Annotated in this window: 13 protein-coding genes and 4 pseudogenes; 8 read left to right on the top strand and 9 right to left on the bottom strand. The window is 43.5% G+C overall.

The window, feature by feature from the left end:
* The first annotated feature begins 172 nt into the window (after positions 1-172).
* Together OCV19_RS13015 and OCV19_RS13010 are read left to right on the top strand one after the other, a co-directional pair.
* A complete protein-coding gene (locus tag OCV19_RS13015) occupies positions 173-1723 on the top strand; it encodes a Na+/H+ antiporter NhaC family protein (RefSeq protein ID WP_065677875.1) in 1551 nt (516 codons plus the stop codon).
* A gap of 509 nt (positions 1724-2232) precedes the next feature.
* The gene (locus OCV19_RS13010) at positions 2233-2826 is read left to right on the top strand and encodes an acetate uptake transporter (RefSeq protein WP_017056721.1); all 594 of its coding nucleotides are present in this window, start codon (positions 2233-2235) and stop codon (positions 2824-2826) included.
* A gap of 161 nt (positions 2827-2987) precedes the next feature.
* On the opposite strand, the gene OCV19_RS13005 is transcribed toward OCV19_RS13010, so the two are convergent.
* From OCV19_RS13005 to OCV19_RS12990, 4 genes and pseudogenes are all read right to left on the bottom strand, one after another.
* Positions 2988-4535, bottom strand: a complete 1548-nt coding sequence (locus OCV19_RS13005; protein ID WP_017059732.1) for an alanine/glycine:cation symporter family protein — start codon at positions 4533-4535, stop codon at positions 2988-2990.
* Between the two features lie 455 nt (positions 4536-4990).
* Positions 4991-6360, bottom strand: a pseudogene (locus OCV19_RS13000) (MBL fold metallo-hydrolase).
* A 147-nt stretch (positions 6361-6507) separates the two neighbouring features.
* Positions 6508-7275 carry a 1-acylglycerol-3-phosphate O-acyltransferase gene (locus tag OCV19_RS12995; protein ID WP_065677874.1) on the bottom strand — a complete coding sequence of 256 codons (768 nt, stop codon included), beginning with the start codon at positions 7273-7275 and terminating at the stop codon, positions 6508-6510.
* Positions 7276-7472: 197 nt separating this feature from the next.
* Positions 7473-8411, bottom strand: coding sequence for a hypothetical protein (locus OCV19_RS12990; RefSeq protein WP_065677873.1), 939 nt, complete (start codon positions 8409-8411; stop codon positions 7473-7475).
* Positions 8412-8681: 270 nt separating this feature from the next.
* Between OCV19_RS12990 and OCV19_RS12985 the strand changes: the two are divergent.
* The 4 genes and pseudogenes from OCV19_RS12985 to OCV19_RS12970 all read left to right on the top strand — a co-directional run bounded on the left by OCV19_RS12985 (position 8682) and on the right by OCV19_RS12970 (position 14272).
* A pseudogene (locus tag OCV19_RS12985) lies at positions 8682-10389 on the top strand (class I SAM-dependent methyltransferase).
* A 58-nt stretch (positions 10390-10447) separates the two neighbouring features.
* On the top strand, positions 10448-11176 hold the full coding sequence (locus OCV19_RS12980) for a DUF429 domain-containing protein (protein ID WP_065677872.1): 729 nt from the start codon (positions 10448-10450) through the stop codon (positions 11174-11176).
* A gap of 100 nt (positions 11177-11276) precedes the next feature.
* Entirely contained in the window at positions 11277-12086 is an 810-nt protein-coding gene (locus OCV19_RS12975; RefSeq protein WP_065677871.1) for a M15 family metallopeptidase, read from the top strand.
* 305 nt (positions 12087-12391) lie between these two features.
* Positions 12392-14272 (top strand): ATP-dependent zinc protease family protein, encoded by a 1881-nt coding sequence (locus OCV19_RS12970; RefSeq protein WP_065677870.1) that lies wholly within the window; start codon positions 12392-12394, stop codon positions 14270-14272.
* A 129-nt stretch (positions 14273-14401) separates the two neighbouring features.
* Here OCV19_RS12970 and OCV19_RS12965 read toward each other — a convergent pair whose 3' ends face one another.
* The 3 genes from OCV19_RS12965 to OCV19_RS12955 form a co-directional block, all read right to left on the bottom strand.
* Complete coding sequence (locus OCV19_RS12965; RefSeq protein WP_065677869.1) at positions 14402-15718, bottom strand: type II toxin-antitoxin system HipA family toxin; 1317 nt, start codon at positions 15716-15718, stop codon at positions 14402-14404.
* Positions 15718-15966: a type II toxin-antitoxin system antitoxin HipB gene (gene hipB / locus OCV19_RS12960; protein ID WP_050651471.1), complete on the bottom strand. Its 249-nt coding sequence runs from the start codon at positions 15964-15966 to the stop codon at positions 15718-15720. Before hipB ends, OCV19_RS12965 begins: the two co-directional genes overlap by 1 nt.
* 850 nt (positions 15967-16816) lie before the next feature.
* Entirely contained in the window at positions 16817-17650 is an 834-nt protein-coding gene (locus tag OCV19_RS12955) for a hypothetical protein (protein ID WP_065677868.1), read from the bottom strand.
* Between the two features lie 200 nt (positions 17651-17850).
* Here OCV19_RS12955 and OCV19_RS12950 point away from each other — a divergent pair, with 200 nt between their 5' ends.
* Entirely contained in the window at positions 17851-18186 is a 336-nt protein-coding gene (locus OCV19_RS12950; RefSeq protein ID WP_065677867.1) for a hypothetical protein, read from the top strand.
* A 488-nt stretch (positions 18187-18674) separates the two neighbouring features.
* On the opposite strand, the pseudogene OCV19_RS12945 reads toward OCV19_RS12950, so the two are convergent.
* Positions 18675-18922 (bottom strand): annotated as a pseudogene (locus OCV19_RS12945) (transposase); the annotation flags it as partial.
* A gap of 56 nt (positions 18923-18978) precedes the next feature.
* On the opposite strand from OCV19_RS12945, the pseudogene OCV19_RS12940 reads away from it, so the two are divergent.
* Positions 18979-19164: pseudogene (locus OCV19_RS12940) on the top strand (IS3 family transposase); the annotation flags it as partial.
* A gap of 108 nt (positions 19165-19272) precedes the next feature.
* Here OCV19_RS12940 and OCV19_RS12935 read toward each other — a convergent pair.
* Positions 19273-20451 carry a hypothetical protein gene (locus OCV19_RS12935; protein ID WP_139093607.1) on the bottom strand — a complete coding sequence of 393 codons (1179 nt, stop codon included), beginning with the start codon at positions 20449-20451 and terminating at the stop codon, positions 19273-19275.
* Position 20452 lies beyond the last annotated feature (1 nt).

Genomic DNA, 20452 nt, shown 5'->3' with positions numbered 1-20452 from the left:
CGTTTCGAACTTGGCTATTTAAGCAGGGCGATTGGTCTATTTGGCTATGTTGAAGCGCATTTAAAGACTAATTATCCAGTTAGAGGATAAAGTTCTGTACAAATGCTTGATGTGAATTTATATTCAAATTTAATTTATATTTATTCTTTTATTTTAGGGTTAAGGTGTACCTATAGAACAGACAGATATCACGTCACTCATCCCCATTGTGATTACTTTGGTGTTGTCGTTGGCGACAAGGAATGTAGTGATAGGCCTATTTGCAGGCGTGCTGAGTGGTGTGGCAATGCTCACTGGTATGTTTAGCGAACTTAACCCGCTTGATACGTTTGGTACCATGGTGAAAGGTTACTTAGTCCCTCAACTTACCGACAGTTATAACGCTGGTGTGATCATGCTGTTGGTATTCATTGGTGGCTTTGTCGCATTGATGGAAAAGTCCGGTGGTGGCGTTGCATTTGCTAAGCGTGTTACCCAATGGGTAAGCAATAAATGCCAAGCTCAATTGTCAGCATGGTTGGGTGGAATGGTTATATTTTTCTCAGATTTAGGTACTCCGTTAATTGTTGGCCCTGTTTTTCGTCCTCTTTTCGATAAACTGAAACTCTCAAGACAGAAGCTAGCATTCATCATTGATTCAACCTCGTCGCCTGTCGCTATTCTTATCCCTTTCATTGGGTGGGGAGTTTACATCATGAGCCTGATCCAAAAAGAGTTTACGGCGTTGAATGTCAACATGTCTGACTGGGATGCGTTCATTGGTGCAATTCCTTTTCAGTTCTACGCATTCCTCGCGATTTTCATCGTTCCGTTAGTGTCCGTTAAAGGTTTAGACTTTGGACCAATGGCAAAAGCCGAGCGTGATTGCCAAGCGGGAATTAACTCTGGCGTGAATAACGAATCACTAAATCCGTTCTCGCATAAAAATGCAAAGGCATCTTTTGTCTGGGCACCGCTGTTAGTGATGCTGGTGGTGTTGTGCGCCATGTTGGTTCCACAAGGCTTCCCGTTCCAAAAGGTCGCAGGTTCATCATTTAGAGCGGCATTATCATCGGCTTATTTCTTTGCGGCGATTACCTTAATTTCGCTAATGGCTTACTACGGTGTAAGAAAGTTGTCTGATGGTGTTTCTGTGTACTTAAAAGGTATGGGAAACATGATGCCAGTCGCGATCATCTTAGTATTGGCTTGGGCATTAAGCACCGTTGGCAAAGAGTTGGGTGCAGCTGCTTATATTGCTGAGCAAGCACAGAGTGGTTTTCCATACTGGTTAGTACCTGCGGTCGCGTTCTTGCTGTCTGCCATTATTTCATTCGCTACGGGCTCATCGTGGGGAACCTTCGCGATAATGATGCCATTGGTTATTCCAACCGCGATTGCGATAGATGCACCGCTACTCGTCGCAATTGGCGCTGTGTTGTCTGGTGGCTTGTTTGGTGATCACTGCTCACCGATCTCTGAAACCACAATTCTTTCTTCAACCGGGGCAGGGTGTGATCAGTTTGAACACTTTAAGACGCAGCTCCCTTACGCATTAATGAACGGCTCTATCGCTTTGGTTAGTTTTGTAGTCGCAGGCTTTACTGGAAGTGCATTGGTTGTGTTGGGCGCTCTTGTTGTTCAGTTGATTATCGTGACGTTGTTAGCCAAGCGCGACGCGAGTAAAAACGCTTCTTCAGAAGTTCAATCTCAAGTGCCTGAATCTAAACCACAACAAGCGTAATTTAAGATTACAAATGAGAGAATAGATACGGGATGCGAGTAAACGAGTAAACGAGTAGCGAAAAGCTCGCTCCTTATTGTTCTTCAGTTCATATCTCTCATCTCACTAACTTCAATCTAAACATGCTCTTCGTATCCCGTATCTCGTTTACTCGCATATGTCTAAGGGCGAGATTCCTGATATCTCGTTCCTCGATTCTGGAATGACGACTGAGTGAGTAGATGCGGGATGCGAGTGAACGAGTAACGAAAAGCTCGCCCTATGTTGCCTGCGTTTGCTATTAAGGGGGCGCTTACTCGCATCTTTTTTATAACGTGATAGGGAACCTGCTTACTTATAGTTTCTGTGAATTGATTGGTATTGTTATGAAACTAATTTTCCATAAGATCATTTACAAAATCTTAGTTTTCGATAACTGGATTACCTAGTTGTACGATTTATAGATTAAAATTTTCTGATAATTCTTATCGTTTTTTTTTAATCAACCACTTTAATAAGGTAAATTCGCAATGTCGACCAAACTAGCTAACCCAGCGCCACTAGGCTTAATGGGTTTCGGTATGACCACTATTCTTCTTAATATCCACAACGCAGGTTTCTTTCCAATCGATTCAATGATTCTTGCTATGGGTATTTTTTACGGTGGTTTGAGCCAAGTTATCGTGGGCACAATGTGTTTCAAACGTGGTGACACGTTCGGTACAACTGCATTTACTTCTTACGGCCTGTTCTGGTTGTCTTTGGTTGGTTTGATTGTAATGCCTTACATGGGGCTACCAGCAAGCCCTGCTGCATTCATGGGTTGGTACCTACTTCTATGGGGCATCTTCACTGGCTTCATGTTCATCGGTTCTCTATGCTACCCAGTAGCGAAGCAAGTAGTATTCGGTTCACTAACTATCTTGTTCTTCCTACTTGCAGCTCGTGATTTCACTGGTAGCGAACTCATCGGCACTATCGCTGGTTTTGAAGGTATCTTCTGTGGCGCTTCAGCTATCTACTTTGCAATGGCACAAGTAATCAACAACGAATACGGCCGCACAGTTCTGCCTATCGGTGAGAAGAAAGCACCTCAACTGGCAACACAAGAAATCGCTGCTTAATACTCTAACTCGGGAACAGTTAGTTTGTTATAAGCCGTTTATTGGTTATGAATAAAACAAAAGGGGTTAGCCGAAATGGCTAACCCCTTTTTTATGCGTTATTAATAGCGCGAGTTAAAGCGAGCTACTTGCTAAAGCAATCCATTTGTTAAGGCACAAGCTTAAGCTGAAGGTTGCTCTACAGGTTTAGTGTCTGCAGCTTCTGCTTCAGGAGACTTGCCTGTTTTACGCTTGTACTTTTCTTCCCAGTAAGTAGCACCTTTAATGCCTAGTTTTACAGGGTTGAATGTGTACTCAGTTACGCCTTGTTTCTGCTGTTCTTCGTAGTCAGCTAGAGCTTTAAGCGCAGGCTTAGACATGAAGAATATGATCAGAATACCAACGATGTTTAACCATGCCATCAAGCCAACACCAACATCACCCATTGCCCATGCAAGGTTCGCTGTTTTAACTGTGCCATAGAAAACTGCAGTGATAAGAACAAGCTTAAGTACGAACATCATGCCAGGGATCTTGATGGTACGACGTAGGTAAGCAATATTCGTTTCTGCGATGTAGTAGTAAGCAAGAATCGTTGTAAATGCGAAGAAGAACAGAGCAAATGCGATGAATGGCTTACCAATGCCTGGTAATGCGCTTTCAATAGCAAGCTGTGTAAATACAGGACCATTCGCACCGATGTTTGCTGCTAGGTTCTGAACAAGGAACACGCCTTCAGCGCCGCCGTGAACGTTGTAAGCACCAGTGATGATGATCATGAACGCTGTAGCAGAACATACTAGAAGTGTATCGATGTAGATAGAGAACGCTTGTACCAAACCTTGTTGAGCTGGGTGATCAACACTTGCAGCCGCTGCCGCGTGAGGACCGGTACCTTGGCCCGCTTCGTTTGAGTAAACACCACGCTTAACACCCCAACCAATTGCAGCGCCGAAGCCTGCCATAGGTGTGAATGCATCGCCGATGATCATTGCGAAAACAGTTGGCACTTGGCTGATGTTTAACAGAATGATAACGAACGCGATGATGATGTACGCCAATGCCATGAAAGGAACAACGATTTGTGTGAAGTTCGCAATACGTTTAACACCACCAAAGATGATGAAAGCAAGGATGATAGCAACAACAGTACCGGTGAAAATTTTAGCGAAACTGAATGTACCGACAGCTGTTTCAATCATATCACCTGAGCCAAATGCAGCTTCTACAGCATTACCAATACTGTTTGACTGAACACCTGGAAGCAAAATGCCACATGCAAAAATAGTCGCGATAGCGAAGATCCATGCGTACCACTTCTGACCCATTGCTTTTTCAATGTAGTAAGCCGGACCACCACGGAACTGGCCTTCGTCTTCTTCTTTGTAGATTTGCGCTAGCGTAGATTCTGCGTAAGCAGTTGCGGCGCCAAAGAAGGCTACAACCCACATCCAGAATACTGCACCTGGGCCACCGAAACCGATAGCGGCAGCAACACCAGCAATGTTACCTGTACCTACACGGCCAGATAGCGAAACGGCTAGAGCTTGGAAAGACGAGATGCCTTTTGATGAGCTTTTACCTGATAGTAGCAAGCGCCACATTTCAAAGAAGTGACGGATTTGAACAAATCGAGTCATGATGGAGTAGAACAAACCTGCACCTAAACATAGGTAGATAAGTACTGGGCTCCAGATTATTCCATTCAAAAAATCAACGAATGACTGCATGAGTATTTTCCCTGTTAGTTTTGCTTATGATTGTTTTTCGAACAACACAATACTTCACTTGTAACCCAAGTGTTAAATTATTTAACTGCGCATTAGGATTACTGTGATATAAAGCAAGTTATAGAGAGGGTTTGTTAATGCTTAGTGCTAATTTGATGATCGTCCTATTTAACCTGATATGCAACTGGTTTTGTTTTCTGGTGTTTTGCAAAGTGAATAAATAGTGATTAATACAAAAAGGGGGATTTGAGATGCGAATAAAATACGAAATTAATAAAGAGCAGCGGTTAAAGCCGCTAGCATAAACGGCTGATATAGGAGTTGTGGGATAAGTAGATTGGAATCTATCACCTGCATCGTGTGAACTAGCAGATATAAGAAACTGTGTTTTTTGAAGATTCGATAATTGCGGCTTTAAGAATTACTTAGTGAAAGTTGTTAGTTTGATGACTGTTTCAAACAACTACGAACCCTCGCTCTTGTAATTCTTGAGCGAACTCCGACTGAGTATTTGGCTCGCCGTGAATCAAATGCACCTCTTTCGGTGGAGTCGCGATACCCTCTATAAATCGGTAGAGCTCCTCTTTATCAGCATGAGCAGAATAGCCAGACATGCCATGAATTTGAGCATTAACCTCAACGTCTTTGTTATCAATAGAAACCTGCATTTCGCCTTGTTGCAGCTCTCGTCAGAGCGTTCCGTGCGCTTGATAGCCAGCTAAAATTACATCAGTTCGTTTATCGGGAAGCAAGGCGGATAAGTAGTTCATGATCCTGCCGCCCTGACACATTCCAGAAGCTGCGACCACAATCGCGGGTTCACCTGTCGACTTAAGGCGATTAACGATTTTCTTGTGCATTCTATGCCCATCAACAGTAATGCACTGCTCAAATGCAAGCGGGTGACGTTTCAGTTCTAGCCGTTGCTTTGCTTCTTGTCCCCTGAGTTCTTTAAAGCGTCGATAGGAACGTGTCACTTTCTCTGCCATAGGAGAATCGAGGATGATAGGAATATCGGCGCTGAGCTGATGCTCAAAGATCAGGTGTTCGATATCAAATAGCAACTCTTGTGTTCGACCGATACTGAAGGCCGAAATTAGGATAACACCCCCATCAAGTAGCGAACGATCTATGATGCTTTTGAGGAGCTCTGCTCGTGTCGCAATATCATCATGTGTACTGGTGCCATAAGTGGATTCGATAAACAGATAGTCGGCTTGTTGTGGTGGCTTAGGATCGGGCAGTAGTGGTGTGTTACTTGGGCCCAAATCGCCAGAGAAGACTACCACCTCTTGGTGGGTAATTTAATCTCGATATAGGCAGAACCTAAGATGTGCCCAGCGGGTTGAAAGCGGGCATGCAAAGTATTTGGCCTATGAGGATCCTTTCCGTTTTTTTGCTGTTTAGACTTGATTGGAAACCATTCCCCGTAAGGATTGGGAGCAATTAACGAATGAATCTTTTTGAGTATCAGCTTCGACTGTTTATTACTGAGTCCTTGCAGCTTTAAGCCATCCTCAATCATTAAAGGGGCGAGTTCAGCGGTGGCTTGCGTGCAATAAATCGGTTGGTTAAACCCACTGGCGAGTAACCAAGGTAATCGGCCAATATGATCAATGTGAGTATGAGTCAGCAGCAGAGCGTTGAGGTGGGATGTTTCAAATTCAATATCAAGAGGGTGGGTGTCCGCACCTTGAAGCTTTTTACCTTGAAGATCTAAACCTTGAAACAGGCCACAATCGATGAGCACCGCTTGGCCTGAATCTCTTAGCTCGTGACAAGATCCTGTGACAGTATGTTTGCCACCATGGTGAATCACTTCCATCGTTTACTCCCATTGCTCTATAAAGCCGATAACGCCGGTTTTTATTTTGCGGATAAGCGCCAGCAAGTAAAACAAGAACAATGAGAGTTGCGATCGTTGAGTGTCTTTTTAAGTAACTGAGCGATGACTCAGTGGTTTCGTTGCGAGTTAGTTCGTAGAAGAACGATCTGAATCCAACTCTGGTTTTTGCTGCGCCTCTAAACGAGCCACTTCGGCATCAAGCTCTGCAATTTTCTCTGCCATGAGTGCGTGACAGCGATTGGCCAGCTCCCTTACATCACTAAGCTTGTATTCAGACACATCGATAGGTTCCAGCATCTCGGTGATCACAATGCCATTATTGACACGATTAAAGTCGATCTTATTGTGTGTGGTGCTGGTACACATCGGGGTGATAGGCACGCCAGCTTCAATCGCCATTCGGAAAGCGCCCGTTTTGAATGGCAGTAGTCCACGCCCTTTACTTCGGGTTCCTTCTGGGTAAACCCAAACAGACAGATCTCTCTGATGAATCGCTTCCGCCACTTGCTTGATGGTATCGCGTGCTTTGGACTTGTCTTCGCGGTTAATCATGATGTTACCGGTGATCCAATACAGCAGGCCAAAGAAAGGCACGTACAACAAATCGCGCTTGCCCAATGAAACGGTGCGCGGTCTTAGCATTCCTGGGTCAGTTACAAAGTCTAATATGCTTTGGTGGTTAGAGATGTAGACGCTGTTTTCTGGTGTAGGCGCATTATCTAGGCCGCGCTGCACCAGTTTTACACCGATGATCTTTTGGAGTTGGTTGAACCAACGACAGAAAACGTACACATGCTTGGGGTTCTTGGGGCTAAACAAGCAGTAAACAAAAGCACATAGAGTGGTGAAAATAATAAACACCGTAGCCAAAATAATACGAAGAACAGCCAGCACAATTCACTCCTTACTCACCGCAAGATTGCAGTGATTAAATAGTTTTAGATGCTTGAAGTTTTCACTCTATTTAACCGAATTGCAACAATTAACTGTGATAGGGGGCTGTTTTTAGATCTTTATATAAAACAATGACTAACAATGGGTGTTTGACACGATCATCGAGCTTACACGTGTTCACCAGTAGGTAGGTATGTTCACCAATACTGTTTATTTGGATCCGATTTTTCTACCCATTCAGGATCTTGACGAGATTCTAAGTAGAGTTGTAGGCCGTTATAAGACATGAAAGCTGCAGGTCCGCCGAGGTGCTCGAAATAGTCAAAATACTCATCTTCGAGAGCACAAAGGTGGGCTAAATCTTTAACCTTGTTAGCCAGCGCCCACTGAATGGCAAATACAGGCGCTATTGAGCCTGAAATATTCACCTCTTCGACGTTTGGGTTAAACATTGAATTAACTTGCTCAAGCAATATCTCTTCTTGTTCAGACTCTTGCTGTAACACCTCTTCGATGATCTCTGAGCGTTTGGTATTCGAGACATTCTTGTTTAGCTTGGAGATTCGCAGTGCGTAGCTAAATCGGTCTGATGAAACGATGTCGACAAGCTGCGACAACAGCTCTTTGTCTACGCCTGCTGCTTTGGTGAAATAGTCGATACATGAATTGATTGAGGTATAACGAGTACCGTCAAACTCAAAGCCACTGGTTTCGTCGTATACCTCAAGTGGGATGTCATCAACCGACAAAGGCCAACCTTTATAATCGACGCGTTGCTTGGCGATTTGATACATCTTCCAAGCGCTGCGCCCAAACCCGCCAAGTGTCGAGCCCGAGAAATCAGAATCAATAAGCTCTTGCTCCGTCCAGTTCTCACCGATGCCAAGGTGCTTAGCGTACTTGTCTATGAGCGTGTGTTTTATCTGATCGCGCACAGACCAAATTGAGGTCAGATTCTTTGAATAGTTAATTCTCGCACACTCATTACAAGCCGGCAGTGCTATCGGTGAATGGCCTATCTTGGCAACAGGCTGCGCTGTCTTAGGAAATTCAACAACATCATTGGAAGGTTCACCACAAAACCAACAGGTGTGGCGCAGGTTGAATGGGGTATCTATGTGTGAGTATGTGTTCATTAGTCTTTATCAGCTAGGTGCTTGAGGCGAGTTAATCATCTTCAAACAATTATCTCTGTTCGCACGTCAGCTTGCACCTTGTTTGTTTTTATTTTGCTGACGAAACTGATTCGTGATGTGACTCGCCTGATGAACTCATTAGGTGGATATTGATATAAAACAGTCACTAACGATAAATACTGCTCGGTGTGGCTGAACTTGCATGAGCTGCTAGCAATCGCCTAAGCTCCCCATTACTATTGAGATAGGCTCCTTACCCTAATAACGCATATGTCCTCATCGATTCCTTTTTACGATAAAAATGCTCACATACTTTGCCAGCAGTACAACTCAGTGACGTTCGAGACGGTGCATAAAAGCTGGCAAGCTTATTGGCCTTTAGTGGGCGATAAAGTACTAGATGTTGGTGCTGGATGCGGTCGTGATGCTCTATGGATGCACAAAGCCGGAGCTGATGTTATTGCGATAGAACCAAGTGTTTCATTACGCGAACAAGGCTCGAAATATACAGGCCCAAGTGTTACCTGGATTGATGATTCACTTCCCTCACTTAGCCGCACTGAAAACCTCGGAATGCGTTTTGACTTGATATTGGTCAGTGCTGTTTGGATGCACTTAGCCCCGTCTCATCGAGAACGAGCATTTAGAAAGTTGTCTAACTTGCTGGCTCCAAATGGCAAGCTGGTGATCACTCTGCGTCATGGGGAGTTTCAAGACAGTCGACAAGGGTACGAAGTCTCGGTTGAAGAGCTTGAGCGTTTATCAAAAAACAGCGCCTTGTTGGTTCGTCATGTTGATGATAGCCAAGATACATTGAACCGCAGTGAAGTGTGGTGGCAAACCGTGGTGATGACACTGCCAGACGATGGCTCCGGTGACTTGAACAAGGTGCGCCACATTATTGTGAATGACAACAAGTCGGCCACATACAAGTTGGCTTTATTGAGAACTCTACTGAGAATTGCTGATGCGCATTCAGGCGCTGTGATTGAACGAACTGATGGGAAATCTACCAGTGGGCTTGGTCGCGCTGTATTGGGTTAGGCAGTTTAAGCGACTGATTGATATCGACATAGAAGGCGCTGGGATTCAGCAAAATAGCAACACAACGAAGGGACTTGGGTTTGTAAAAGAGGATGGGTGGAATAAACTCAAACACCTAAGTGCTGATGATCTAGCGATAGGCGCTATGTTTCTCGGCGATGAAGCCAAGGCTCTACAAAAGCTAATTTCACAAACGATCAGTACCATTAAATCAGGGCCTGTGACTTTTATTTATCAAGGCTCGAAAGACAACCGACTATTCGATATATACCCACCACAAAAACGACGGAAGAGCCGAGAATCACTGGTCATTGATAGTGAGTTCTTAGAAAGCTTTGGTTATTTTACTCTCGATGAAAGCCTGTGGGAGTGCTTTAGAATCTACCACTCTTGGATTGAACCGCTGGTGGTGAATCAATGGGTCATGGAGATGCAGCGTTTCGAGTTGAACCGACAGCGAAGTATCTCACTACAGACGTACCACGACTGCTTGGTATGGATCGATCAAAACCACGATACTCGCGATGTGCGTAAACGTGTCGAGCAACTTAGATCTGATCGTGCCGACATTGTCAGCGTCTGGAGTCGAAAAACATTGAAAAATGAGTATCACGTTGATCATTGTTTGCCTTTCGCTTTCTGGCCAAACAACGATAAGTGGAATCTTTTTCCAACTACAAGCAAAGAAAACTTAAGTAAAAGTGACAAAGTTCCTACGGCTGAAAAGCTGCGCTCGTCTAAGTCGCGGATTCTAGAGTGGTGGCAACTCGCTTGGAACGATTCGGCTCATTTTGAACAACAATTCTTTTCAGAAGCCGCGCTTTCGTTACCTAACATCCCAGCGCAGTGTCGAGACTTTGAAGAGGTGTTCGATGCAATGAGCTTGCAGGTACGTGGTGTAAAAAGCAGACTGCTGATTAGTGAGTGGTACTGATCATTAAGTGGGCTAGTTATCCCAAATAACCCTCAACAAACCAATCATCGAGAACATAATGAAATACATCGGAATTGATGGCTGCAAGGCAGGTTGGATCGCTTGGGTTGTCTCTGGCAATGAGCCACCTACGTTTAAAGTGGTAAACACGCTCGATGAGTTGGTTGATGATCTTACGGGAGCAACAACGTTAATCGACATGCCGATTGGCTTTAGCGATTCGCTTACTCCAGATAGATTATGCGATAAAGCGGCAAGACGTTTTCTAACCAGCAAGCGTGGTTCCTCCGTGTTTCCAGTGCCGTGCCGAGAGGCGGTTTACCAAACCGATTACGTTGCAGCGTGCAGTGCCAATGTGGAGCAGCTTGATAAGAAGTTTTCTAAACAGACTTGGGGAATTGTGCCCAAGATCCGTGAGCTTGATGAGCTCATTGAAACTCATCCCAATCTTTCTATCAGGGAATCACATCCTGAGGTGGTGTTTGCAGCTTTGAAAGGCGAACCGCTGACCTTTTCCAAACGAACTCAAGAGGGCAAAGAAGAACGGCTTTCTATTATTCAGCAACTCGCCCCTCAATGGTGTGAAGGCTTGTCGTTGGCCATTTCAAACACTAAACGTAAAGACGTTGCGATAGACGACATCTATGATGCGTTTGTGCTTATGTTAGTTGCCTATTACGCTCCGCAATTATCGACCTTACCAGAGCCTTTTGATGTTGGTGGAGAAGCGGATGTCGACCAGAACGGACGAGTTCGAGAGATTGTTTATTGGAACAAAACGCGCTAACAAAGCGTGCGCTCAACTTGGCTTAATATGTTACTTTCCAACTTATGCTATTTTCCAACATCTGCTACTTTTCACTCTTACTATTTTTTGAGTCTTTGATATGAAACGTTTTATTGTCGGCTGGCTGGTCACTGTGCTCAGTGCTGCTAGTTATGCCCAAGTTGCTCCTATATCTCAATGGCAATGCGACATGATGAAAAAGAACAATGTCTTGAGCAGTGGTGCGCCTGTTGGTTGTGAGCGATTATCCAAAGTGGACTTCGATTTCATCAATTTCAAAGGGGAAACGCAACAGGGCAATATGATCGTGCTTGATGTGGTTGCACCTGCGGTTGAACAAATCTTTTCAGAACTCAAACAGCGTAATTTTCCTCTTCATTCTGCTCGCCTTATGCGTGAATTCAGAGGTGACGATAACGCCTCAATGGACGCGAACAACAGCAGCGCGTTTAATGCTCGTCCTATTACCGGCGGAGGTGGTTGGTCGAAACATGCTTATGGCGTGGCGATAGACATCAACCCAGTTCAAAACCCTTTCTTAGAGTTCGATAGCAACGGCAGAATCACGGTAAAGCCTTCACAATCTGCGACTCGCTATGTGAACCGTACTCGCTTTCGGGCGCGTGATGAAATAGAACGCCGCGGCATGGCAGAAGATGTGGTGGAGCTGTTTGCCCATCACGGATTTATGATTTGGGGAGGGGACTGGAACTCTCCAATTGATACTCAGCATTTTGAGGTCGGCTCAAGAAAGTTTGTTAACCAACTGCTCTCTAAACCACAACCTGAAGCCGAGGTGTTATTTGAGCGCTACGTCGAATCTTATCGACAGTGCTATCTCAAAAATAAAGGTGAGGACGCAGAAAAAGCTCGAGCTGTCTGCGCAAAGAAAACAGTCGGGACTTTTTAGTGCTATGTTTATCTAGAACCGTTTGTGTTTTAGCAAGTTAAACTCGCTTCAGGTGTGTTTTGAATCGCTAAGGTCAGCGCTCGTCGTTGGCCTTTTTTGTATTCATTTCTTCAATAGAACACCGAGTATTGAAAAGGTTATTGGGTGTCCATTAGTCAATAATCGATAAGCGAATGCAGCGTAAAGTCATCGGTTTGTCATTTAAAAACTCATAGCGTTAACGTTATGTGAGAACCATTGCTGGTGGGGGAACTCTTTGCGGAAACGCCAGTATTATTAGTGAACTGATCACAACGGACCAACTAATGAAAAAGATACCTTTGGCTCTAACTCTTTTAAGCACTCTACTTTTTTCACAATACACTTTGGCTACTGACACTTCACCTACCACTCAAAATCCCACTTACGAACTCGATGGTAAGTCGGTACTTGGTCGCACTGAGAACGTGTACCTATCAAGCGTTAAAGGGCTAAAAGACGTTCCTTTCATTGGTAAAATTGATACCGGTGCGGAAACCACTTCTATGCATGCTGAAGACATTCATGTGAAGAGCTCTAATCCCGACTACCAAAACCTCAAAGACAAAGAGTTGATGGCGGCGTTAACCGAAGACCTGTTGAACAATTCTGATGTTGATTACGATGATTGGGATGGCAGCACCTTTGCGAAATATGAAGCTGTGGTGTCTTTTAAGGTTCAAAATCCACGCACGGGAGACATGGTATTAATCGAAGCGCCTTTAGAGCGTGTCAGCATGATACGCAGCCGCACTAGCAGCACGCCTTTACTTCGTCCTACCGTGAAAATGTCGCTTACCATTGCAGACCAAGAGCTAAAAACAGACGTTAACCTGACTGACAGAAGCCATTTCTCTGCACCAGTATTGATCGGCAAAACCTTCCTTGCGGATAACGCGCTGGTGTTTGCGGGTTATGACTACTTGCAAGAGCAAGAGAACGCAACGGTGGTAGGCCGTAAAGAGGTGGTATTTATCTCGGGAATGGCGATGAATGCAACCTTCTCTTTAAAGAATCGCTACAGCATTTTGCATGCAAAAGACATCGACATAGACAAAAAGAACAAAGAAGTGACGTTTGATATGTTCGACAACGACGGTAAGCAAAAAGAGATGACGTTGCCGTTGGTTCGTATGTTAAGCGTGAGCGGTAAGAAGAGACCTTTGGTGTATGTGCCTGTTCAACTCGATGAAAACACAACTAAAGACGTTCTGGTGTACCTACGTGAGCGCTCGAGTAGTGAATCGCAGTTGAGATTTGGAACCAACACAGCCAGCGAACTCTTCATGATTGATACCAGTGCTGAGAATATTTTATCCGAAGGTTCAGAGAACTTTAGTGATGTGGTTGAGTCTGGTGAGCCTATGATTATCTCGCCGGAAGAGGACATCACCCTAGATGACTTCCCGCTTAAGGCGGTGGCTTCTTTCACTGTCAATACGCCTTTGTTGAAGGTCGACAGTTTTGAAATGACAGGTAAAGGCAAAGATGCTTCCGTTGAATTTTATCTTACGGATGTAAATGGTGAGAAGCAGAAGGTGACCAAGCCAATTATTAAGAAGCTTAAAGTCGGGGATGATACTCGTCCGGTTGTAAGTGGTGAGTTTGCGGTGTCTGGAAAAGTGCGTACGCAAGAGTTTGCCATCGACGTGCTCAATACAAATGAGAAAGAAGCGTACTTTATTTTAGGTAAGAAGATGGCAAAAGAAGGCGTTTACGTTAATACACGTTCTGATTACCTTCTGAAAGCTGAGCCACTGTTTAAAGTTGGGCACATCGAAGTCGTTGAAGTGAACGGCATGAAGTTCCCGGCCAAGCTCGACACTGGTGCGGATGTAAGCTCAATGAACGCAGTCAACATCAAACGATTTAAGAAAGATGGTCAAGACATGGTGAGCTTTACCTATCAAAACAACCAAGGCGATAAGCAAGATTTCACCAAGCCAGTGATTGATGTAATGCGCATTAAAGCCAAGAAAGGTGAGAAGGTGAACATTCGCCCTGTGGTAGAAATGAAGGTTAAGCTTGGAGACCTAGAGAAAGAGGTGAGGGTAAACCTTCAAGACCGCTCTCGTTTTGAATACAGCATGATCCTAGGTAAGAACTTCTTGAAGCACGGCGCAGTAGTCAGCAGCGATGAAGATTACTTGCTGGGTGATATGGAGTAACACCTAAACTTATCTAAGTTCGTATCAGAACAGCTCTAAACAGCCACACATTTCAGTATTGGGATGTGTGGCTTTTTGTTGAGTGCTCTATAAAGCACATCAAGTTCTATCTTCTCTAAGGGGGTTGGTCTAGTTCTTGCCCAAATTCAATTTGTTAAGCATGGCAATAGAGTTATCAAAGATAGCTTCGGTTATGTGTTTTGGGAAACCTTCAGGTAAGCGTGCGGCGAGGCGCTCAATTGCTTTGGGTAATTCAGTTTGCATGTCATCCAATATGCTTTGCATGCTATCAGAATTAAAGCCAACTGAATGGGCTGTATCAAGAAAGTGGCGGGAGTAGATCTTGCTTATCTGGTATTTCTTACCACGGCTTGCTTTTAACCCCATTGCTAACTTTAACTTTCTGATGTTTAGTCCTTTTTTTTCGGTGATAGGGTAAGCAGACAAAATGTCATAAAATGGTGTTAAGCGGTAACTACCTTGCTTTTCAATAAATATTGAATAGTTCTTTGCATGCCCATCAATAGCGCCTATAGCCCATTGGAAAACTTGAAACTTCATGAAGTTATATCTGTCTTCCAGTGCATTTGATGAGCCTTCAAGTAGCTTCATGATATCGGCGATTCCGGGGCCTCCATCACTTTCGTATTTTATCGATGAAGGGATTCCTTTGGCTTGACAGATATCTTCCTGAGGAAGGCGCAGTAGGTGTGTACGATCCTTAATCCAACGTCTATCAAAACGCTCAACAGCAATGGCTTTATAATTATGGGTTGTGATGATCTCGACTGTCGGAACATCAAACCCCAACTCTCTAGCTAACTCAATACATATGAACTCATTCTCGACACTTTCAGTCAGATCTAGAATAGAGGTGGGCTGCTTAATCTCACCAATAGGTAGCTTAATGATATGGCTTGTAGGTGTATTCCCTTTAGGCAAACACCAATCTCCATTCAACCTTAGTAATGCTGTTTTTTCTTGAGCGCCAGCAACCGATATTCGGAAATCATCTTCTTCCTTAATCATACCTAATGGAATATCGGAATGATGGGCTGCTAAGATTTTTTCAAGCCGAGATTCATCAAGAAGTTCGTATGACAGTTTGTTCTCGATATAGGGTTGACTTGGAGGGAGCAGAGCAATGGCACCAACGCTGTCTTTGCCAATTTCTTTTAGAAGATCAAAAGGTTGATTTGAAGCCGTTTGATAGCGTGCAACAATCCTATTACGTATAGCAATATTGTCTGGTAGCAGGTTGTCAAAGTAGTTGATAACGGCATCAGAAGTTATCGTAGGTATTTGTAGTTTAAGGGATAAAGACAATGGGCGAGATTTGTCGCTACTTAGCCAAGACTCATTATATTTAAATTCATGAGAGCCATTGTTTTGCTTTGTTAGAGTACCGACCAACTCACCATTCATATAGGCATTAAGTAGTTGCATTACCAATCTTCCTCATCAACAGTGCTTTGACTATTTTTTACATCTTTGGGTTCTATTTTAAGGGTGAGATCTAATGCTTGTATGAGCTTGAACATTGTTGAAATAGTGGCCTTTTCTGGTCTATTTTCAAAGTTCGAAATGGTTGCTTGTTTTATCCCTACTTTTTTTGCCAGCTCAGACTGAGTCCATCTATTCTTTTGGCGTATTAGCAGTAAAGTATTAGCTAATTGTTGTGGGCTATAAATCACAAGTTGTCACTCCTTACTATGAGGTTTCATCCCCATGAGAGGATATTGGTCATGCTATCCCAACAAAGGGATATATGTAACTTTATACCTTATAGGAGATATTGCAAGCTATATACCTTGTAGAGGATAAAGTAGGATTATTAAAGCCTTTAGCTTAAAGAGGTATTGCAAGAAGGTGGATACCAGCCTTTGTTGGACTTTTCGCTAAGCTCTTCTGTCGACTAGCGATTATCCGTGCGGGTAAGGTGAGATGATGGTTACACGTAAGTAGATCAAATATGCCACACAAAGTTGATTAGAAATACTGACTTTGAAGCGCAATGAGATGGTTCGAAACTAAAGTTATGGCAATCAAAAGCACTTACACTGTGAGTGAAAGCACAGGTGATTAAGAAATAAATAATGGTGACGCAAGGCATTATCATCATCCAAGCTGGATGTGCGGAGGTTGCGTTTGATTTATTTACGACTTTTGAAGGTGTGTTGAAAGCGAGAGGGAGCTTGAAAGCGAAAGTGCAAGGTACCTTTTACCGGGAGTGAAAGGTGGCGCGTTTAGTACCTGCTTTTAGTACTAATAGCATAATTAATGATTATAAATACAAAAAGGGCGATAACTCAATGAGATGTCCCGTTCCAAACGTTTGGTGGAGCTGGCGGGAGTCGCCTTCAAGTCCCTTAAAAATCAGTGACTTCAATATGTTAGGGTGTTTGTGTTTTTTGAGAATAACCCTTTAGTACCGCATCTTAGTACCATATGAAGTTAGTATCAACATCTAAGCGCATATTCAAAAATATGGATGCCAGTTCAGCTCCTCACTTGGGGGTTGAACCGATATCTATACTCAGCTAATCATTTAATCTGACTCTTAACGATGTTAATCCTTTCCAACTGCGATGTACTGAGTGAGCGCTGTTTCAATTGTTCATAGTTTTTTAATAGTCTGTTTTGTTGACGTCGAATCTGTCGCTCATTTGATTCTTTTTTTGCGTTTGACCACTTTTCAAACTGCGTTTGCATTTGCTTGATGAGTTTTTCAATTTCGAGTGCTTCAGTGGCTTTTTGGTGTTGGTATTGCCAAGTTGATAGCCTGCGTCCTTTTTCTTTTTCAATTGGCTCATAGCTCCGGTAGTCTATGCCGACATGTTGCAGCACTGCACTGTTGAATGTTTGTTTAATGACTTTTGTAGCTTTTTTCTGTTGTAGCTCAGTGAGGACACGATTACCGACAACTTTACCAATCATTAAATGCACATGGTCGCCACTACCTTTGTTTCCTTGTTGCTCCTGCTGATGCAATACTGCTCGAATTTGTTGTCTGTATTGGGCAAATTCAGATTTGTTGAGTTGACACAGTTTTGCTAAAGCTAATGCGCACTCTTTGACAATGGATTGCCACTGACTTTTAGTAGGTCGGTAGCCTTTTGGTAGTGTGAGGCAATATTCCATTGCATAGGTCGCTAGAGGTCGTCCTCCACGATGATTGTAGAGTTGTTGGTTGAGTCGAAATTGCTCACCAGCAATTGCAACTCGATTTGATGTTTCGGCACAACCGAAAAGGGATATGAGTGCTTCAGTGTGTTTGTGGTTCACGTGCTTCGGGTTTAAATAATAACGTTCTCTGATTAACACGCCGTCACAAGCGAGGCGCACGGGTTGTGTCGTTACAGTCCAGTTTTTAAGCATATTGATATGTTTTCCATAAGCTTAAAAACTAAATTCAGTGATTTCAAACAACCAGCATCTAACCTGTATACCCGATGGTTGGTTCCAGATAGGACAACCCACTTCGTTCCTTCGTTGTCCACTGGTAAGAAGGGGATTCCCTTCTTAACTACCCTTCATTTGTAGTTGATGATTTATGTTATTACACTTGAAGAAAAACTATGAATCATAATTCTCCAATAGCACTGGCTGTAAAGCTTGAAGAATGCCGACAAACAACGATAGACGATTTAGTTATCAACTTGTGCATCAAAGCTGCGTTCTTAACTAATCAAGATATCAAAAAAAACTCAAGCCGATACCAATGGGTTGTCAAACTTACAGAGCACTGTAAAGATGCGATGGCGTTGGAAGACGTGATAGAGGGGGAAGTTAGTGAGCCTCTTAACCCCTCAAATTGGGATTCTATTATGGCAAGTAAGAAGAAACAGGCTGATGAAATCGTCGAGATAATAGCTAAGCAGGTTATGTTAGCAATCCCTAATTATAGAGACTAATAGGTTGGTTGATGCAATAGTTTGCAGTGACTCATACCCGATCTGACGATGTGGATGGTGTAATTCGACCTGAGCTAGCCGTTACCGCCTTCAGAAGCGTTAAAGTGGCCGCTTTGGTTTGTCGGTCGAAATCTACCTATCGGCGAACTTTCCTCAGTCTGAACAGTAATGCGGCACCACTTATCAAGGTGTCGCAGATGGAAACTTTTGAATATAATGTATGATACGCCCCGATTTTAAAGCTGATAACTCAAAAATAACGGAGCTGATTTGCGCCAATGTATTCAGAGTCTGATAGAGGCCGTTCATCAGGCTCAGCTCTACGATGAGACCTGCGCCAGATTGTCCTCAAAAGCGTGAAAGCACTGTGGATGCTGTTATGTCCATAAGGTCTTCAATTTGGCGGTTTAACCGTTTTGTCATCTTTAAATATCATTTGCAAATCTAGACTAGGTTCTTATTTCAAAGGCCTTGTGGGATACTATAAATTACCAAGCTATCCTAGCGAGCTTTTTTGCCAAAGATACAAGCGCTACATTAAATGGTTTTCGCTGTTTTAGTTCGAGCAGCCAAGAGCCAAAGTACTTTTCTGCTGATACATCTCGCCACATGACAGCTCTCGAAGCTCTTTGTTCCCGTACTTGGATATTCCGAGCATGCGCGGCTATTCTCCCGTAGAGTACTGGTATGGAAGCAAGCCTAGCCAAGCGGCAAAGTTGCGACCATTTTTAAATTCACCGCATAAGACCTATTTGCGTGAAATCATCCACGGTATTAAGTAAGGGTTTGACAGTCAATGGCATTCTCAAGCAAGATTTCTTGCTCTATCTATGCAAGAACAGAGGGGAGTTGTCAGACTTGGTAAAGGAGAGTGTCGATATTTACAACACACTAAGGCCGCACCTTAGTCTAGGAATGAAAACCCTAAATGAGATGCATAAAAAAGCCAGTAGGCAGTACCCACTGGCTGCTGTTTAAAACCGTCAACGTATTTAGGATGGGTCACATTCGCAATGAACATCAGATCATAATTAAACCCATTTTTGTATCTAAATGGTTATTTAGTTCTTAAGAACTTGTATTTTATTAGAAGTTCATTGTACCCCAAACCACGAATAGAGTCGGTGCGATGTAAATCAGTGGCTTTAAACCTCGCGCAATACCAAAACGGCCCTCTTGAACTTCTTCAAAAGAAATATTGGCAATCACCGCACAAATGGTTTGCACTGCGATAGCTGCAACAGCAAATGACAAAATGGCGGCAATGGCACTGTCAAATGAAATTCCCATCATTTGCCACGCCACATACGTCATTGCGCCCACATTTGCTCCACAAACAAAAAACGACACCTTAAGCTGTTCTTTCACAGCCGCAATTTCTTCGGCTGACATTTTTTCAAAGACAGTGACTTCTTTTGTCGACGTGAAAAACAACCCCTTTACCGTTCGCGTGCGTCTTTTCGGGTTGGTGAAATGCAGAAGATAGAAAAGCACAACCGCACACAAACAAGTTATGCTATATCCCGTCATGATGTTTTGCTGTTGCCTATTCGGATCAATACCAAACTTCACAGCTTCAATCGCGCAACCCAACCAAAACAGAGCACAAATTCCTAGTAGAACTTTCCCCCCCAAGTTCGAAGTAATCTTGGGGTCAATGTGCTTTTCTAGCGAAGTCTTAGAGTTTGACAACGAAGAACGCGCAAAACCAATTACTCCAAAGAGCACTGTAACCAGCGTTGTGTAAAAAGGCACAACAAAGAACGCATATAAAGCTGTCAGGAAACAGAACATTTCCAAACCCTTGTCAACTCTAATACTAAAAGACATCAGGGCTAAGAATATAAAGGCTAAAGGCAGCGCCACAATTGTGCATACCGCATAGTAAGTCGTGTTACGTTCGGCGGAACCATCAAGAATGGCCTTTACGTATGGTGAGTAACATCGGATACAAACACCTATCACAGCCAAAAATAACCAAACGCCAACTCCACCAATAACTTGAGCCGGAAGCCATGCAATAATCTCATAGGCGCTGGCGTTTGAAAAATCTATGTAGTCCCAGCCTCTGGGTAAGCGGATCTTGAACAGTTCCTCGACAAGGAATGGATTCATCGCTGTATAGGAGGTTGTGAGCGCTACAAGCACTAGCCCAATAATGCCGGACAACATATTGCCTCGCGTCATTGATTTCCTTGCCATGTTGAAAACTTCCCCAACGATTGGGATTCCTGAAAAAATGGTAAAACGTTTTGAGTAGAACACG

It is taken from the genome of Vibrio celticus (assembly GCF_024347335.1).
GTDB lineage: Bacteria > Pseudomonadota > Gammaproteobacteria > Enterobacterales > Vibrionaceae > Vibrio > Vibrio celticus.
This window is presented reverse-complemented; position numbering and strand designations above follow the sequence as displayed.

Excerpts from the sequence above, each read along its gene's own strand:
- OCV19_RS13010 (WP_017056721.1), top strand. The coding sequence starts at position 2,233 with ATGTCGACCAAACTAGCTAACCCAGCGCCACTAGGCTTAATGGGTTTC.
- OCV19_RS13005 (WP_017059732.1), bottom strand. The coding sequence starts at position 4,535 with ATGCAGTCATTCGTTGATTTTTTGAATGGAATAATCTGGAGCCCAGTA.
- OCV19_RS12990 (WP_065677873.1), bottom strand. The coding sequence starts at position 8,411 with ATGAACACATACTCACACATAGATACCCCATTCAACCTGCGCCACACC.
- OCV19_RS12980 (WP_065677872.1), top strand. The coding sequence starts at position 10,448 with ATGAAATACATCGGAATTGATGGCTGCAAGGCAGGTTGGATCGCTTGG.
- OCV19_RS12975 (WP_065677871.1), top strand. The coding sequence starts at position 11,277 with ATGAAACGTTTTATTGTCGGCTGGCTGGTCACTGTGCTCAGTGCTGCT.
- OCV19_RS12970 (WP_065677870.1), top strand. The coding sequence starts at position 12,392 with ATGAAAAAGATACCTTTGGCTCTAACTCTTTTAAGCACTCTACTTTTT.
- OCV19_RS12965 (WP_065677869.1), bottom strand. The coding sequence starts at position 15,718 with ATGCAACTACTTAATGCCTATATGAATGGTGAGTTGGTCGGTACTCTA.
- OCV19_RS12955 (WP_065677868.1), bottom strand. The coding sequence starts at position 17,650 with ATGCTTAAAAACTGGACTGTAACGACACAACCCGTGCGCCTCGCTTGT.
- OCV19_RS12950 (WP_065677867.1), top strand. The coding sequence starts at position 17,851 with ATGAATCATAATTCTCCAATAGCACTGGCTGTAAAGCTTGAAGAATGC.